This is a genomic window from Ramlibacter sp., assembly GCA_019635435.1.
Lineage (GTDB): Bacteria > Pseudomonadota > Gammaproteobacteria > Burkholderiales > Burkholderiaceae_C > JAHBZM01.
Genome location: JAHBZM010000001.1, coordinates 820,068 through 836,710 on the forward strand (window position 1 = coordinate 820,068; position 16,643 = coordinate 836,710).

Here is a 16,643-nt window from a genome sequence, read left to right on the forward strand (position 1 = left end):
CAGCATGAGATCCGGCTTTACTCAATCGGGTGCGTTTTTGTCGGTAACGACCCCTATGGGTGCGGACGCCTTGCTTCTGGATGCATTCGACGGAACCGAAGTCATTTCCCAGCCATTCCGGTTTTCCCTTGCGATGCGTTCCGCGAACGCGGGGCTGGATGCCAGCGCCATTGTGGGGGCTGCTGCCACCGTGAAATTGGCTCTTGCGAATGGGCCCGTTCGGTACTTCAACGGGATCGTCTCCAGATTTGTGCATGCCGGTGGAGATCGCGAATTTTCTGCTTATTCGGCTGAGTTGGTGCCAAAACTCTGGCTGTTGACGCTGAGCCGCAATCGAGTCATTTACCAAAACAAGACCGCAGCAGACATCATCAAAGCGGTTCTGGGCGAATTCGGGGTGACGTTTGACGCCAAGCTCACCGGGACCTATCCCACAAGGGAGTATTGCGTCCAGCATGACGAAACAGCCTTGGAGTTCATCTCTCGCTTGATGGAGGAAGAGGGGATTTTCTACTTCTTCACATTCGCGGATGGCGTGCACACGATGGTACTCGGCGATGCGTCCAGTGCTCACATGGCCTGTCCGAACGTGAGCACCTTGCGCTACCAGCCTCTCACAGGAGGGGGGCGCGAAATGGTGGATGTGATTAACAGGCTGGAATTTGAGAGCAGGCTTGTTACTCAGCAATACACCTCGAACGACTACGACTACCTCAAGCCGACGACGTCCCTGCTGGCAGATCAGACTGGTACATCCGGCAAGGGCGCGCGATTCGAATACCCAGGAGGGCATGTCGTTCTTGCGGACGGAACGCAGCGCGCCAAGGTTCGCGTTCAGGCCGAACAGGTGCAGAGCGCCATACTCCGGGGCCAAAGTTACTGCTACTCCCTCTGCGCGGGTACGAAATTCACTTTGGCGGGGCATTCGCGCACCTCCCTCAATGTGGCGCATGTTCTGCGCGTTGTGACCCATTCCGCCAGCGACCAGAGGTACAGCAACTCTTTCGAGGCGTTTGTCGCCACCGTGCCTTTCCGTCCCGCCCGTACGACGCCGCGCCCCCGCGTCACCGGAAGCCAAATTGCAACCGTTGTGGGTCCCAGCGGAGAGGAAATCTGGACGGACAAGCACGGGCGGATCAAAGTCCAGTTCCCTTGGGATCGCGTCGGAAAGAAGGACGAGAACAGCTCTTGTTGGGTCCGCGTATCCCAAACATGGGCAGGACAGGGATGGGGCGCCTTGTTCCTGCCGCGTATCGGACAGGAGGTCATCATCAGTTACGTGGATGGAGATCCTGACCGACCGCTTATCACGGGCAGCGTCTACAACGCCGAGAAGACACCGCCTGTGACCTTGCCTTCCATGCAGACCCAAAGCACCATCAAGTCGCGGTCATCCAAGCAGGGAAGCGCAGGCAATGAAATCCGGTTTGAAGACAAGAAGGACTCGGAGGAGTTCTACTTTCATGCGCAGAAGGATATGAAAGTGGAGGTTGAGAATGCGCTGACGACCACAGTCAAGGCTGGCGCGGAGGTGCACACGCTCGAGAAAGGCGATCGGACGGTTGACGTGCAGACTGGCAAGGAAACGCACAACGTCAAGGGAACCCGCGAAGTTACTGTGACGGGCAACGAGACGCACACCGACAAGGCGGACTACACGCACAAGGTCACGGGAAACTATGAGCTCAAGGTGACTGGCAACCTTGTCATTGATGTCACGGGCTCCGTCACCATCAAATCCGCGAAAGATATCTCCATCAAAGCAGGCACCACTCTGCAGGCCGAGGCTGGCACGGCATTGACCAACAAGGCCGGCACGGCACTCACCAACCAGGCGGGCACGGCGTTGACCAATAAAGCGGGGCTTGACCTGACCAACCAGGCCGGCACGGGGCTCAAGAACAAAGCCGGGACAACACTTGACAACGAAGGTGCGATGGTGACGAACAAGGCATCTGCAATGCAGACGGTTGATGGTGGCGGGATGTTGACCCTCAAAGGCGGGCTGGTGAAGATCAATTGATATGAGTGCGGACGTTTCATCTGACTCCCTTCGAACGGCCAACGCCGGCGAAGGCGTGCCTGCGCAACCCGTGGTTGCCGAGATTGTTGTGCTTGAGCAACGTGGCGAGGATGGCAACTTGGTCAGTCGTACCCAGTTCATGAATGGGGTGCCCGAAGGCGAAATGACCTGCTTTGGAGCAGATCAGCGACCGACGATGCAAGCGACATATCAACGGGGCGTCCTGAATGGATGTTCACGCTCCTGGGATGACAAGGGGCAACTGGTTCAGGAGGCAAACTACCGCAATGGCTTGCAGCATGGCTTGACCCGGGTTTTTGCTGGAGGACGCCTGCTGTCGGAGCAGGTTTTCGCGAATGGCCTTCTGCATGGACCGACTTCCTCTTACGCAGAGGCGGGATTCCCTGTCTGCAAAATGCAGTACGTCCTCGGTGAAATCGAGGGAGAAGCCCTTTTTTTCCATGAAGGATTGATTGTTCGCCGAGCCAATTACAGGCGTGGGCTTCTTGACGGGGAGACGATCGACTACGATCGTGACGAGACAAAGATTCAGAGTGCGGAATACTCGGCCAACCTGCTGAACGGATGGGTGCGCAGGTACTGGCCAAACGGCCAGGTGATGGAGGAACAGCAATACCGTCAGGGTAAGCCCACCAGCAAGCCGCGGAGATTCAATAGCAAGGGGGCAGAGCAGAATGACGAGGCCGCGCAGCAGAGCCTGATGCAGCGCCTAGAGAAACTTGTGAGGGGTTGAGGATGGCAATTCAGGCGGCGGCAGGGGCGATGCTGCAATGCAGTTTCGGCGTTGCGCCGGGAGCATTGTCGGTGTTGCCGCTCAATCGCGTCATGACAGGTGGTCCACCGGGAGGAAACATCATGGACAACAAGCCGATGGTGAACGTCGCGCCGTTTGGCATGTGTACGTCTCCTTCGAATCCCATGGTTGCCGCCGCCACGGCTGCTGCGCTCGGTGTTCTGACGCCCATGCCGTGTATTCCGGTTACCGTGGCTCCTTGGGTGCCGGGTGCTCCGACCGTGCTGATTGGCAACATGCCCGCGTTACAGAATTCGTGCAAGTTGATGTGCAATTGGGGCGGGGTGATTCAGATGCTTGTGCCCGGTCAGTTCACCGTGATGGTGCCTTGAACGCTGGAGCTTTCGATGCAATACACCGTGTCAATGACTACTCGCATGCTGGCCCTGGCAGCGCTCTGCCTCTTCCTCTTGTGCATCCTGCTTTTTTTGCTGGGCGTCGAAATTGGCAAACGATGGGGAGTGCCAAGACCAACCCTGCCCGCCATCGCGGAGCCTGCTGTGCCAAGCGCGCCGGCGGTGCCGGCAGTGCACGCCCCGCCGGTTCAATCGCCCGATCTGGCGCCTGTTTCTGTCAAACCATAAAGAACTTGGGATCTTCAATGCCTTCAAATTACTTCCAGACAGATTTCCGTCGCCGAATCTTCGCTTGGCTCGGCGGGGTTTTATTGACGTTGGGCATCGCTATTGGCGGCACCCAGTCCTACGCGCAAGCTCCCTCGACGAAGATAGTGGCGCCTGCAGCCGCACCGCTCGCACCAGCCTCTGCGCCTGCGGCGCAGGCCGTTCAAGCCGCGCTGTCCATGTCGCCTGCCCCTGGTCTTGTCAAGGTGCCCGATGGCCGATTGCTGGCCCCAGATATCGCCCGAATCGTCACCCGGGGCGAATTGGTTGTGGCGATGCTGGGTGCCAACACCCCTCCCTTTTTCTATGAGAAAAATGGTGAGTGGGTTGGCCTTGAGGTGGATCTGGCGAAACTGATTGCCGAGGAGCTGGGTGTCAAGGTGAGATTCAACCGCGAGGCCAAGACCTTCAACGCGGTTGTGGACATCATTGCGCGAGGAGAAGCCGACATCGCAGTGAGCAAGCTCTCCCGGACGCTCGCTCGCGCGCAAGTCATCAGCTTCAGCCAGCCGTATCTGACGCTCAACCACGCCTTGATCCTTAACCGGGTCAAGTTCGCCCAGTTTGCCCGTGACCGCGCGCTACCTCAGGTGATCCGGGGATTCACCGGTAGCATTGGTGTCATTGCCAAATCCTCATTCTCGTACTATGCAAAACGGAACTTTCCCAATGCCAAAGTCATGGAATATCCGAGCTGGGATGACGTGCTGAAGGCGCTGGAGCGTGGGGATGTGATCGGAGCCTATCGTGACGAATTCGAGGTGAAGCGGCTGTTGAAGATTGATCCGACGGCCTCGCTGGTTCTTCGCACGGTGACCTTCAAAGACCTGGAAGATACCCTGGGAATTGCCGTTGGCATCCACGACCAGGTCCTGCTAGCGTTCATCAATGAGTTCCTTGTGCAAAGAACAGACAAGCTGAATATCAACAAGGTCCTGGCGGCCGTCGAAAAATAAAGAGCGAGGATCAACAAATGGACTCCAAAAAGCTGTACGCGCTTGCGCTCAATCCCTGGGTTGTCATGGGGAGCCTCACGGCGGGATTCGCGCTTGGGACGCTGGCCCCCGAAGTTGGAATCAAATTGGGATTTCTGGGAGACATCTACGTAGACCTGCTGAAAATGATCACGCTGCCATTCATGGTTTCGGCGGTCATCTTCAGTCTCCAGCGCCTTTTCCGCGAGGGGGGAACGGGAAAGCTGTTGTGGCGCGTCCTGGCGGTGTTCATGGCGTTTTCCGTCGCGGTGGCCATCCTGGGCGCTCTTACCCTGTTGATCATGCGTCCAGGAGAGAACCTGTCCAGCGCGACCATGCAGACCTTTGGGCAGATCGTCGGGAATGATCTCAACTCAAGTGACACGGTCATGAGCCTTCAGGGAACAGATGCGGTAAAGAAATCCATTGGGTTCACGGAGGTGCTATTGAGCCTGGTGCCCACGAATATCTTTTCGGCACTTGCGAATGGGGACACACTCAAGGCGCTGGTGTTTGCCATGCTCTTCGGACTTGCCGTCGGGCATGTCCCTTCCCGCATTTCAGACGGATTGACTCATTCGCTTGAGACCATTTATCACTCGTGCCAGACTCTGGTGCGCTGGTTGAACTATCCGCTCCCACTAATCCTTTTCTGCATGAGTGCGGCGCAGTTGGGGAAAACAGGTGTGGGCCCGCTGCAGGCGATGATCCAGTTTGTTGTGGCGTTCTTCGTTGCATCCGCGATTGTTCTGGTTATCGCCGCTGTCATCATCTGGCGCCGTTCCAACAACTCCTTCGGCCAGACCTTGAATGCCTTGAGGGGGCCGTTTGCCCTGGCTCTGGCCACCCGAAGCAGCGCAACATGCATGCCCATCATGATCGAGAGTCTGGCAGACCGCCTGGGCTTTGCCCGGTCCAGAGTAGAGTTGCTGGTCCCCCTCACGGTGTCGCTACTGCGGGTGGGACCTGTGATTTACTATGTCTGCGCCACACTCTTTATCGCGCAGCTGTATGGACGGGCTTTAAGCCCATCCGACGTAGGGATTGTCATGGCGGCCTCGGTCCTCGCCGGATTTGCCTCGGCAGGCATGACCGGGTTGGTGACCGTGTCACTCGTCGGCATGACGTGCACCTACCTCGGCCTGCCGTTCGAGGCTGCCTTTATCCTGTTCCTCGCTGTAGACCCTATTTGCGACATGCTACGCACCTTGGTTCTGGTGATCGGAAATACCGCCGCGGTCTCCCTGATCTGCCCCAAGCCACTCAAGATCTGATGCAGACCTTGTCCGGCGTCGTGGCATCTCATCCACATTGCATGGAGGGTTGACCATGTCCCGCATTGGCGTCTTTGGTGGCATGGGGCCGTCGGCGACGGTGGACTTTCTGGACAAGTTGGTCAGGCTCACTCCGGCGGCCCGTGACCAGGAACATATCCCGACCATTGTGGCGTGCCTGCCCCATATCCACGATCGATCCCGTTCAATTCTAGGGTTAGGTCCCGATCCTCTTCCTCAGCTACTGTTGGGGATTGATTTCCTCAATGATTCCGCGGTGGGCGTGATCGCCATTCCCTGCAATTCGTCCCACCATTGGTATGAGCAGATGAGTGCGCGAAGTCGGGTACCCATCCTTCATATTGCCGAAGCCTGCGTGGCGGCCCTTCCCGATTCTGGTGCGGCAACCGCGCGAGTTGCGGTTCTAGCGACTCGTGGTGCGCTGGCTTCCGGCTTTTATCAGCGCGCGCTCAAGGCCCGAGATATTGAATTTCTGACCCCTGATCCGCAGATCGCGCAACCCTGCGTCGATGACTGCATCAGGGAAATCAAGGGGGGAGAAATGGAGGCCGGAGGCAAAAGTCTCCGGCGGGCCCTTCAGATGGCGGCAGATCAGGGGGCAACCGCCGTGATCATGGGATGCACCGAAATTCCCATCGCTGCGCGATACGCGGGGCCGTCTCCTCTTCAACTCATTGATAGCTCACTCGAGCTTGCCCGGGCGAGCGTCAACTATGCGCTCGAACGAGGCTGGAACAGGGTGGGATGGGATTCCTGAAGACCTTTGCAAGCAGTCCGGCGGCGCTTCTTGCGTGCTTGATCGCGGGCGCCATGGTGGGACGTTTCTATCCGGGGTTGTCCACGTATGCCACGACGCTGAGTCAGGTGTACCTTGGCATTGTCAGCATGGCGGCGTTGCCGTTACTGCTCGTGGCCACGTTTTTCGGGCTGCGCCAGACCCTGAGTCTGCCGCAGCCGGGAGGGCGCGTCGTCATGATTCTGGCGTGGGCCGTGGCGCTTGTGGCCATCTGCGCCCTTGCCGGAACCGTTGCCGGGGCAATCGTCATGCCCGGTCAGAATTTGCCCCAGGAAACGCGCGCCTATCTGGGGTCCATGGTTCAGGCGTCAGGCGGGGAGGCCGAGAACTCGGAGATTTTCCTGATTGGCACGGAGGCGACTGTCGCCGAGTCGCCCGAGCAGTGGTTCAGGACAATATTTCCGGACAATTTCTTTCGAGTTCTGGTTGATGGGCGTTCACTGGGGATCCTCTTGTGTGCCATCCTTTTTGGTCTGGCATTCGCGGTCTTGAGCAAGAGTCAGAACAGTGCATTGACAGGCATCTTCGAGGCGATCTACCGGGCGCTGGAGATCATCATTTCCAAGGTCAACCTGTTCATCCCCGTGCTGGTCTTCGGCACTGCAGCCTACTTTTCGGCAGAAACGGAATCGAGCACAGTCGTCGCCATGCAAAGTTTTCTGCTTTGCTTTGTTCCGTTGTCGCTGGCCATGTCCGGTCTTGCCGCGCTTGTCATTGGACAGCGGGCCGGGCTGTCCGGCTTGCAGGTCCTCGCTGCATTGAAGGCCCCGGCGTTGATCAGCCTGACATCGTCAAGTACAACAGCCAGTATCCCCGACACCATCGAGGCCATGAGCACGAAGCTGGGCTTCAGCCGGGGCATCGTGGAACTGGTCACGCCCATATCTTCGGTTTTCCTGCGGTGTGGCTCGGCGCTTTACTATGCCTTGCTGGCCGTGTTTGTCGCCAACCTGTACGGGCGCGCCCTGACGCCGGACCAATTGATGACCATTTGCCTGGGGGCCTGTATCGCGTCCTTTGCCTCAGCCGGGAACAACAGTTTTGCCAATGTCGGATTTGCCGGTATGGTGCTCTCAATGCTGCAATTGCCGATTGAGGCCGCGCTTGCGTTATTTGTGGCGATAGACTTGATCTGTGAGGCCCCTCGCAATCTGCTGACATTGATGTTCAGCTGCCTGCTGATGGCACTGGTGTCCCGGGGGTTGCCCTCTGAGCGTGCGGCGGCCGGCGAGGCGGGTCCGTCACAAGGGCCGCAGCCCATCCGCTTTGTGTTCACCCGCGGCGATCTTATGATCGCCGCTGTGTGTTCCGTGGCGGTGATGCTGCTGATTGTCGTCCTGGGCATTGGGATAGGCATGCGGCGCGGTGATGACTCCACAAGCCGCGGTTCCATGGTGGGTGGTTCAGGTGCCCCCGTACAAATCGAAACTAGGTGATGAAGCGAGCACTTTTTCTCAGGATGGGACTTGCCTCGGTGGCCCTTGGCGCACTGGGCGGTTGCGGCGTTGTTGGCAAAATGATGAATCTGGTGGGATTCAAAGGAACGAGGCTGGCATGGAAGGAGGTTGTGATATCCGCGACACAAGGGGCCAACCAGAACACCCCTGTGGCCGTCGATATCGTGCTGGTGATGGAGCAGGGGGCCATTGAGAAGCTGTCAGCGCTTTCGGCCTCCCGGTGGTTCGCCAGTCGCACGGATTTGCTGAAAACCTTTCCCGGCGAGTTTTCCTTCCAGAGCTGGGAGGTCACGCCGGGTCAAACCCTGCGGTTGCCGGGCGCGACTTTTGGGTCACCCAGTGTTCTCACGGTGTTTGTTTTTGCTGACTACCTGGCGCCTGGTGAGCACAGAATAAGGGTGGATGACCTGCAAAACGGGATAATGATTGCGCTGGCGCCGCTGGGGTTCTCGGTGTCGCCTTACAAAGTCGAATGATGGAGGCCGTTTGAAGCTATCTCATCTGCGTCTCGCGGAGAGCGGGAATGATTAGACTGCCCACAGTGCCGTTAAGGATTGAGTGGCACGAGGGCATGCTTCTCGCGCCCCAGCACTTCCAGCAGACCTCAGCGCGTCTTGACGAGCTGGTGGCGTGGCACACGCTCGCCGTCTCTCCTTTCGGTTGGGGTGTCCGCAAACTGACTTTCGACTCGGCACTGTTGCCAGCGGGGCTGCTTCGCGTTCGCCATCTGGACGCGATCATGCCTGACGGCACGGCGATCAGTTTCTCGTCCGAGGACTCCTTGCACGGAAGCCTGGAGTTGGACCTGGCCGAATTCATGCCCCAGTTGGAGCTGGGCCCGCTCAACGTCTACGTCACGCTACCTGTCATGCGCAGCAGCCGTGATCGTGCCGCGCCTTCCAGATTCCGCTCAGTGGCCAGCCCGCCGGTTGAGGACGAGGTCTCGGAGGCAATGGCCGCGGATCTCCCCCGGCTGGTGCCGAATCTCAGCTTGTGCGCCGGTGACGTCCCCTCCGGGCTTCATGTGCATTTTCGATTGGGAACGGTCTTCAAGGACAACGAGCTGATCAAGATGGGGGCTGCATTGCCCCCGTTGCTTGAGGTCCCCAAGGATGGCCAGCTCTGGGAGCGCGTGGCTGAATTCGCGGGTCAGCTGCGCGCCAAGGCGGCTTTTGTGGCCAAGCAGACGGCTGTTCCGTCCTCCAAGGCGGAGGATCGGCTGGCCTATCTCGAGCAAAAGGAACGTCTGCGTAATCTCCTGACGGGATTGCCACAAGTTGAAGCGGTGCTCAGAACGCCGGGATTGCATCCCTATGCGCTCTATGTTTCCCTGTGTGCCCTGCTGGGCCCCTTGAGCATGTTGAAGCCTGGCGCCCTGCCACCGGTTCCGCCGGCGTATGACCATGCTGATCCATTGGCGACCATGACGCCCCTGATCACTGCTCTGCAGGATGCGCTGCAGGAGGTCAGCCAGGAATATCGCGAGGTCAAGTTCGAGTTCAAGCATGGCGCCTACGAACTTGTGCTGCTTCCCGAGTGGATCGACAAGCGGCTCGTGGTTGGCTTGCGCGGACAACCCGAAAAAGACCTCGCGGCCTGGATTGAAGGCGCCATCGTCGGCTCGCAATCCGCGTACGCTTCGTTGCGCGAGCGGCGTGTGCTCGGCGCGCCCCGTTCCCGAATTGATGTCGCCGAGGAACTGGGAGTCAGGGCGAGTTCGGGTTACACGCTATTTGCAATCCAGGTCAGCGCGGGGCTGACCGTCCCATCGCAGCCTTTGATCATCAGTAACTCGGCGGAAAGTGCTGCCGCGCAGCGACCTCAGGAATTGGTCCTGTTCGTCAAGGGCTGAGAGCCGGAAAGACACAGCAAGCACCATGGCACGACAGACATCGGAAAGGGCGGACGACGATCATCTGGTTCAGCAGTTTCGTTCGTTCTTTGACGAGGTCTCCAAGGCCCAGTTGCGGGCCATGGAGGCGCGGGAGGCGGATCCTGACGCCGCAGCCCAGGCCCTGAGCCGGCATCTGGAGAACCTGATTGAATTGCAGACACTGGAGTCCAAGCGCGAAGGTAGCCGGTTTGAGCTGGAAAGCATCGCTGACGCCAGGTATCTCAAGGCCGCCCTTGCTGATGAAATACTTTTGAACACCGCGTGGGTGGGCCGAGAAAGCTGGACCACCCATCTGCTGGAGGCATCGCTTTTCCGGACCAGCGTTGCCGGGGAAAGAATTTTCGAGCGGATCGAGGAAGTGCTTTCAAACCGGGAGCCTTCCCGGCGCGACATTGCCAGGCTCTATCTGTTCGCGCTTGCCTTGGGCTTTCAGGGCAAGTATCGCGGGGCAAGTGAGTCAGCGCGGTTTGCCGGATATCGCGAGGAACTGTTCCAGTTTGTCTACCAGCGGCCCCCCGAGTTGTCTGGGCGGGACCGGGTGCTGTCTGACCGTGCCTATGCCAGCACGCTTTCCCATATTGCTCCCCGAAAATTACCTACCCTGAGTCGCTGGACCGTGGGGTTTTTTCTCGGGCTGCTGGCATTGCTGGCGATCTCGGAGATGCTTTGGCTTTGGCAGTCCTGGCCTGTTCGTCAGGTGTTGCAAACCGGGCAGACCGGCGTGACGGAGCGATCCAGATGACGGCGATTCGCATCGGATCGTGGAGAGGGCGTCATGCTGCGGGATAACCTGTTCTTGGCCTCCCTCGGGGTCCTCATTGCACTGGTCCTGGTGGTGCTGGGCCTGGTGCTGTACTTCGCGGTCCGACGCTCGGCCACCAAGGCTTCAAGCGACCCCAAAATTGCCCGGCTACGGTTCGATTCCCTGCGCAGCTCTTTCCGGCAGGCGGTCGAGCTGATCGAGCAGAACATTGCCTCACGATCGGAGCGCTACAGCATCCCCTGGGTGATGGTCCTCAACGAGGGGGCGAGTCAGCACCAGTTGCCCATTGAGCAGTCGGGTGTGGCCAGCGCGCTCAGCACGGAGGCGGCCATGGCCGCAACCGCGCAGGGCCTGTCCTGGCACTTCTTTGACCGGGGCGTCGTGATTGACATTCAGGGCGCGTACCTTGGGTCGCCCGATGACGAGGATGCAGCCGAAAAGCCGTGGGACGAATTCCTGGGGTTGTGCCGCAAATACCGCCCCCAGCGCCCCTTCGATTCGGTGGTCATCACGGTCCCGGCTGGTCTCCTGCTGGACGACAACCCCGACGCCCGGCTCGAACTGGGGAAGCTGGCCAAGCTCGCCCATCGGCGGCTGTGGCTTGCCCAAAACCGGTTCGCGATGCGCTTCGCAGTTTATGTGGTGGTGTCCGAGTGCGAGGAGATCGAAGGATTTGTGCAGTTTGCCCGCGCTGTCCCGGAAGCCGTGCGTGCCAGCATGCTTGGCTGGTCCTCTCCCTTTGACCTGTCCACGACGTATCAATCGGCCTGGGTACGTGACGGCGTCGATGCGGTCGTTCGCACCGTATCGGATACCAGCGCGGAACTGTTTGCACTCAACACAGCGGCAGAGGACGCCGGCAAATTCTTCCTGTTGCCCTCCCGCATTGACAAGATCAAGTCGCAACTGCAGCTGTATGTGGACGAGTTGATGCGGCCCAGCGCCTATCACGAGCCCTTCTTCTTCCGCGGAATCTACCTTACGGGTGACAGCAGCGAATCCGCTCAAAAAGCGCTGTCGATGGAGTCTGGCGCGGTTGCCGGCGGGGCTCCCCCTGAATCAGGCGCAGACCTGGTGTCGCAGCTCATGCGGGAGCCCGCATTCCTGAGGGATCTTTTCGAGAAAAAGATATTTCTTGAATATGGACTGGCAAGACCTTCGCGCCAGCAATTGAGCCGGCCCGTCCTGAGTCGGGCGATGCGCTGGGCTGCCATCGCCATATTGGGAACCTGGAGCATCGGGTTGGTTGTGGCCACGGTCCAGCTGGACACCCGCCATACCGAGCTCGCCAAGGCCATTGAACAGCTCCAGGCGGATGCAAATTTCCGTGCCAAAGCGGCGGAGCGCGGCGAGGTCATTCCTACCGACTGGTACCGCCGCAAGGCGCTGGCCCTGTTGGCTGCGATCGAGAAGCTCGGCGTCGACACACCCTGGACGGTATTCATGCCCGGCTCGTGGCGCATGTTCGACGATCTCGAGGAGCGTGCCGCGGAGCGCATTGAGCGGGAGTTTGGTGAGATCGCCATCAATACCTTGAGGCGGGAGTTGTATGCGCGCGCGGCTGATCTCACGGGAGTCAGCCAGGACAGCAGCACAGCGGAGCTGATTATTGGCGGTGAATGTGCTGTGCCCTCCGGCATTGCGGCCATTGCCGGAGCCCCGCGAAGGGCGACCCTGGCGGTCGAGGATCTGCCCGAGTTTTCCGCCATGCTGCAGTACCTGTCGTCGGTGGAGCAACTGGACCATGCGATCCAGGCCATGCTGCGACTCCAGAAACCGAGCCAGAATGAAGCCAATGACCTGCGGCTCCTCGTCAAGTACGCGTTGGGAGCCGAGTTGCCCGGCAATATTTCCCGGAGCATCATGTTCTTTCGGGGCGGTCCGGCCACCCTCAGTCTGACCCCCATCCAGCAAGCGGTCAGGTGCACCCTGGGCAAGGGGATGAGTGCCCTGGAAACGCGCCTTTTTGTCAACAATGACCTCCTGGTTTCGGAACAGCGCCTCAGCAAACTGGCTGTCAGGTTGTTTGTGGCCGACGGCGCCCCGACAGGTTTTGCGCAGACCGTTGACGCCTACCGAGACGTTTTGGCGGCCATCAAGGAGCAGGAAGTGCTCCTGGCCTCCGGCAAGGGCGGCTGGATGCGGCAGCTTTCATTGAATCTTGGCGCCGCCTACGATCGTTTGATGGTGCGCATTGCCCAGGTCCGGTTGATGGGGCCTGACGTGGCCGATCAGTCGCGCCTGCAAACTGCCCTGGCATTCCAGAGGTTCAGCGCCGACTTCTCCGCCCGCCTGGGGGGTGATGCGCAAGGGGGCGTCATCTGGCTGGACAAGGAGGCGCGCTTCACCTTGTCCAGTGACAGGCTGGCACTGCGTGATGCCCTTGTCGGTTTGCTGAACCAGCCGTTCATGACCAATCCCCGTGACCGCGAACTTCCCGATGTGGCGACCTCGCAAGCCTCCATCGTCTGGGATACGCAGCGCCTTGACCAGGCCCTGGCATTGGGTGATGTGCGCAAGCGGTACATGACCGAGGGGTTGCCGAAATTCCCCCCGGCGGTGCGAGCCAGCGTGGAAGCCTTTGTAAACGCACAGTTCGCCCGCCTGGTGAGTGACCAGGTCAATGAGGCCCTCTCGGTGACTGCCAGGCCTGAGCCTGGCGCCGCGGCGGATGTCGCGTCATTTGATGCCTCGCGGTCCCGCCTGATCAAGATCCAGGCCCTGCTGGGCGAGCTGGGGGCCCGTGGCAAGGCCGACGATCTTCGGGGGCTGATTTCGCGCGATGCGATCGCCCGCTTGCGCTACGTGGATGAAAGCCTGAGCCGTTCCGAGCTTTACTCGATCCGGGGAAGGGATTTCAAGAGCTGGAACGGCGAGAAAGGGCCGCTGCTGCAGGCGTTTGGCGTGCAGGACGTGGCGGGCATGCAGCAGTACCTTGCCCAGCAGTTCAACCGCGCGGACACCCTGGACAAACAGGCAGAAAGCTATATCGCCTCGCTCGACCTGCCCGCGCCTGGGCCGATCACGCTGCGGTGGCAGGCCATTCACCGCGACCTCGAACGCTACCGGCTCAAGAATCCCAACAGCAGCCTGGTGCTTCTCGAGCAGTTCTTGCTGACTCTGGGCCCCGAGCTCGACCGTTCCAACTGCACCGAAAAGCTCGCGGGGAAGGGGCCTGGCAGTCGGGCGGCGGACTATTTCGCAGAGCGCTATCAGCATATCTACACGAGCCTTGTGGCGCGGTGTGGTGAGTTGCGCGCACGCGACCAGCAGGAACAATGGGCGAGCTTCGCCGGCAACTTCAACCGGGCTGCGGCAGGGCGGCTGCCGTTCAGCCAGTCCGTGTCCCGGGACGTTGCGCCGGCCGATTTTGACGAGGTGGGCCAGCTCATCAAGTCTTTTGACCGGGCCGCACGCACGCTGAAGGACATCACCGCCGATGTCGGGGTACGCAGTAGCCAGCAAGCGCTTGCTGCCAAGCGCTTTGTGGATCAGTTTGAACGGGCGAAGGCCTTCCTGCTGCCTCTGTACCCGACTGAAGACGGTGCTGCATCGGGTTATGACGTCGCCGTTGAATTCCGGGCCAACCAGCAAGCGGAAATCGACGGAAACAAGGTCATCGACTGGACGCTGGAAATCGGCGGGCAGGTCCTTCGGCTACGTGATGGCCCGAAGGTTCTCAAGTGGGAGCCGGGGACTCCTGTGACGCTGACCCTGCGCCTGGCCAAGGATTCGCCCGTGGTTCCTGTTCCCGATCCCCAGCAGCCTGCATTGCTTGCCGATGGCAAGGCGGTGGTTTTTCGCTACACGGATCCCTGGGCACTGATAACGATGATCCAGCGTCAGCGGGAGCCCGATGGTTCGCTGCGCGCCGATACCCGATCACAGCTATTGCGGATGGATTTCCCGCTGGTGAATGTGTCGGGCAATGACCTGCGTGCGCAGGGCATCGAGGCACGCTCCAGGGTCTATCTGCGATTGACCTTGTCGGCGGTGGGCAAGAAAACTCCGGTGGCCTGGCCTGGACTTTTCCCCGTCCGGGCGCCCGAATGGACCCGGCCGTAGCGCCGGGGAAAATACGATGGAACGTGAGCGGTTCGTCCCCGAAACGACGCCTTTGCTGGTGGCCATTGCCGCCAACGCACCCTGCGGCGTGTCCTTGCGCTACGACCCTGTGTTCCTCCAGTTGCGCCAGGCACGGGAGGAGGATGACCCGAGCTTGCCCATGGGCGAATGGGAGCGGCCACTCAAAAAGGCCGACTGGCGCGCGATCGCCAATCAATGCGCTGCGCTCCTGGCGTCCCGAAGCAAGGATGTCCAGCTGGCGGCCTGGTTGTGCGAGGCATGGACCCACCAGCACGGGATCGACGGCTTCGTTGCCGGCGTCGAAGTTCTGAACGGATTGACCGATCAATACTGGGACGAGGTCTATCCGCTCATCGAAGACGGCGATGCCGACCCCCGGGTCGCCCCGTTCGTGTGGATGAATGACAACCTGTCGATGGTGCTGAAGCTGCGTGTCCCGCTGCTGATGCTCCCGGACAGGCGCCCGCCCCAGTTGAGCCTGGCCGAATGGGAGGAGATTGTGGCGGGAGCCCCTCCCAAGGAGACGCAGGAGTCTGATCAGCCCCTCACCCGTGAATCGCTGATCGCGGCGGCTGACGGCAAGGGCGTTCAGTGGCTTGACGATCTTCGGTCGCGCCTTGAAGTGGCCATTCCCCAGTGGGATGCGCTGGCACGGAAACTGGACGAGAAGCTGGCGCTTGATGCGCCCAGTCTCGGAAAGGTCAGCGATGTGCTGCGGAAGATGCAGCGTGCCTGCGTGAGCCTCATGGATGGCCGCAGCCCCCAGTCGGCCGTTGTGGCACCGGCGTCCGCCGCCGCCATGGCCGACGTGCCCGATGTTTTGCCCGAGGAGCCCATGATGCCCGCCGAGGATTCTTTCGCCGGTGCCCCGCTGCAGGAGCCAGGCGTTTTGCCATCAGGACCCATTTCGAGCCGGGCCGAGGCCTACCGGCTGCTTGAAATGGCGGCGGAGTACCTGCAGCGTACCGAGCCCCACAGCCCGACTCCGTATCTGGTGAAGCGCGCGGTCACATGGGGCCAAATGTCCCTGGCCGATCTGATGCAGGAAATCGTGCGAGAAGAAGGTGACCTGAACCGGTACTTCTCCCTGCTCGGGCTGAATCTGCCCAGGGACTAGCCAGCTCAGGCGTTGCGAGAGCCCGCGGCGATGGCAGACGGCCCGAATCTGGTGCGGCTGGCGGGGATCGAACCCACGACCCTTGGCTTCGGAGGCCAATACTCTATCCACTGAGCTACAGCCGCATTGGCCTGAATCAGGCCAGCCCATCATTATCGCCTATCGCGCCGGGTGCCTGTTTTGGCCGACAGGCCCAGCCCGGCGAGAAACAGATCCATGGACTGCCGGCCCGTGGCGACGAGGTCAAATGCTTCCGGATCCAGCAACCAGTTCTGGATCAACCCGTCGATCAGTGCGTGCAGTCCACGCGCGGCCAGCGCCGGGGACGTCAACCGGACTCCTCGCGCCCTGGCCGCGAGGCGCAGGTCCTGCTGCATCCGGGTCAGGCATTCGCCGCGCACGTTCAGGTGCCGTTCGCGCACCGCGCTGAGTTCGTCCACATACTCGACTTTGTGCGTGACCACCTCGAAGACGCGCCGCGTCTGCGCGTCGCCCGCAATCCTGCCCAGGGCATGCAGCAGGGCCTGCCGCATGTGGACCAGGGGATCGACCTGGCCGTCAGGATCATCGCGCAACAGCGCGTTCTCCATGGGCAGGGTGACGCGCTCCATCATGGCATTGAACAAGTCGGCCTTGTCCCTGAAATGCCAGTAGATGGCGCCGCGTGAAGTGCCGGCGGCCTGGGCAATGTCGTGCAGGGAGGTGCGGGACACGCCCCGGTCCTGAAAAAGCAATTCAGCGCCATCCAGCAGGCGGTTGCGGGTCGCCAGGGCTTCTTCCTTGGTTCTGCGTGCCATGTGC

General features: G+C 60.4%; 13 protein-coding genes and 1 tRNA gene. 12 read left to right on the top strand and 2 right to left on the bottom strand.

The window, feature by feature from the left end:
• Positions 1-4 precede the first annotated feature (4 nt).
• The 12 genes from tssI (at position 5) to tssA (ending at position 15,842) form a co-directional block, all read left to right on the top strand.
• Positions 5-2,023 carry a type VI secretion system tip protein VgrG gene (gene tssI / locus KF796_03900; GenBank protein MBX3585766.1) on the top strand — a complete coding sequence of 673 codons (2,019 nt, stop codon included), beginning with the start codon at positions 5-7 and terminating at the stop codon, positions 2,021-2,023.
• Position 2,024: 1 nt separating this feature from the next.
• On the top strand, positions 2,025-2,777 hold the full coding sequence (locus tag KF796_03905; protein MBX3585767.1) for a toxin-antitoxin system YwqK family antitoxin: 753 nt from the start codon (positions 2,025-2,027) through the stop codon (positions 2,775-2,777).
• Between the two features lie 2 nt (positions 2,778-2,779).
• Complete coding sequence (locus tag KF796_03910; protein MBX3585768.1) at positions 2,780-3,169, top strand: DUF4280 domain-containing protein; 390 nt, start codon at positions 2,780-2,782, stop codon at positions 3,167-3,169.
• Positions 3,170-3,438: 269 nt separating this feature from the next.
• Positions 3,439-4,416 (top strand): amino acid ABC transporter substrate-binding protein, encoded by a 978-nt coding sequence (locus KF796_03915; GenBank protein MBX3585769.1) that lies wholly within the window; start codon positions 3,439-3,441, stop codon positions 4,414-4,416.
• 17 nt (positions 4,417-4,433) lie between these two features.
• Positions 4,434-5,708 carry a cation:dicarboxylase symporter family transporter gene (locus KF796_03920; protein MBX3585770.1) on the top strand — a complete coding sequence of 425 codons (1,275 nt, stop codon included), beginning with the start codon at positions 4,434-4,436 and terminating at the stop codon, positions 5,706-5,708.
• A 55-nt stretch (positions 5,709-5,763) separates the two neighbouring features.
• Positions 5,764-6,486 (top strand): aspartate/glutamate racemase family protein, encoded by a 723-nt coding sequence (locus KF796_03925; GenBank protein ID MBX3585771.1) that lies wholly within the window; start codon positions 5,764-5,766, stop codon positions 6,484-6,486.
• The gene (locus KF796_03930) at positions 6,474-7,961 is read left to right on the top strand and encodes a cation:dicarboxylase symporter family transporter (protein ID MBX3585772.1); all 1,488 of its coding nucleotides are present in this window, start codon (positions 6,474-6,476) and stop codon (positions 7,959-7,961) included. The genes KF796_03925 and KF796_03930 overlap by 13 nt, the downstream gene beginning before the upstream one ends.
• On the top strand, positions 7,961-8,458 hold the full coding sequence (locus KF796_03935; GenBank protein MBX3585773.1) for a hypothetical protein: 498 nt from the start codon (positions 7,961-7,963) through the stop codon (positions 8,456-8,458). Before KF796_03930 ends, KF796_03935 begins: the two co-directional genes overlap by 1 nt.
• Before the next feature lie 47 nt (positions 8,459-8,505).
• Positions 8,506-9,834 carry a type VI secretion system baseplate subunit TssK gene (gene tssK, locus KF796_03940; GenBank protein ID MBX3585774.1) on the top strand — a complete coding sequence of 443 codons (1,329 nt, stop codon included), beginning with the start codon at positions 8,506-8,508 and terminating at the stop codon, positions 9,832-9,834.
• 25 nt (positions 9,835-9,859) lie between these two features.
• Positions 9,860-10,618, top strand: a complete 759-nt coding sequence (locus KF796_03945) for a DotU family type IV/VI secretion system protein (protein MBX3585775.1) — start codon at positions 9,860-9,862, stop codon at positions 10,616-10,618.
• Positions 10,619-10,651: 33 nt separating this feature from the next.
• Positions 10,652-14,704 (top strand): type VI secretion protein IcmF, encoded by a 4,053-nt coding sequence (locus KF796_03950; GenBank protein MBX3585776.1) that lies wholly within the window; start codon positions 10,652-10,654, stop codon positions 14,702-14,704.
• 16 nt (positions 14,705-14,720) lie between these two features.
• On the top strand, positions 14,721-15,842 hold the full coding sequence (tssA, locus tag KF796_03955) for a type VI secretion system protein TssA (GenBank protein ID MBX3585777.1): 1,122 nt from the start codon (positions 14,721-14,723) through the stop codon (positions 15,840-15,842).
• A gap of 49 nt (positions 15,843-15,891) precedes the next feature.
• On the opposite strand, the gene KF796_03960 is transcribed toward tssA, so the two are convergent.
• Positions 15,892-15,967 (bottom strand) — tRNA-Arg (locus KF796_03960).
• Positions 15,968-15,994: 27 nt separating this feature from the next.
• Entirely contained in the window at positions 15,995-16,639 is a 645-nt protein-coding gene (locus tag KF796_03965; protein ID MBX3585778.1) for a TetR family transcriptional regulator, read from the bottom strand.
• Positions 16,640-16,643 lie beyond the last annotated feature (4 nt).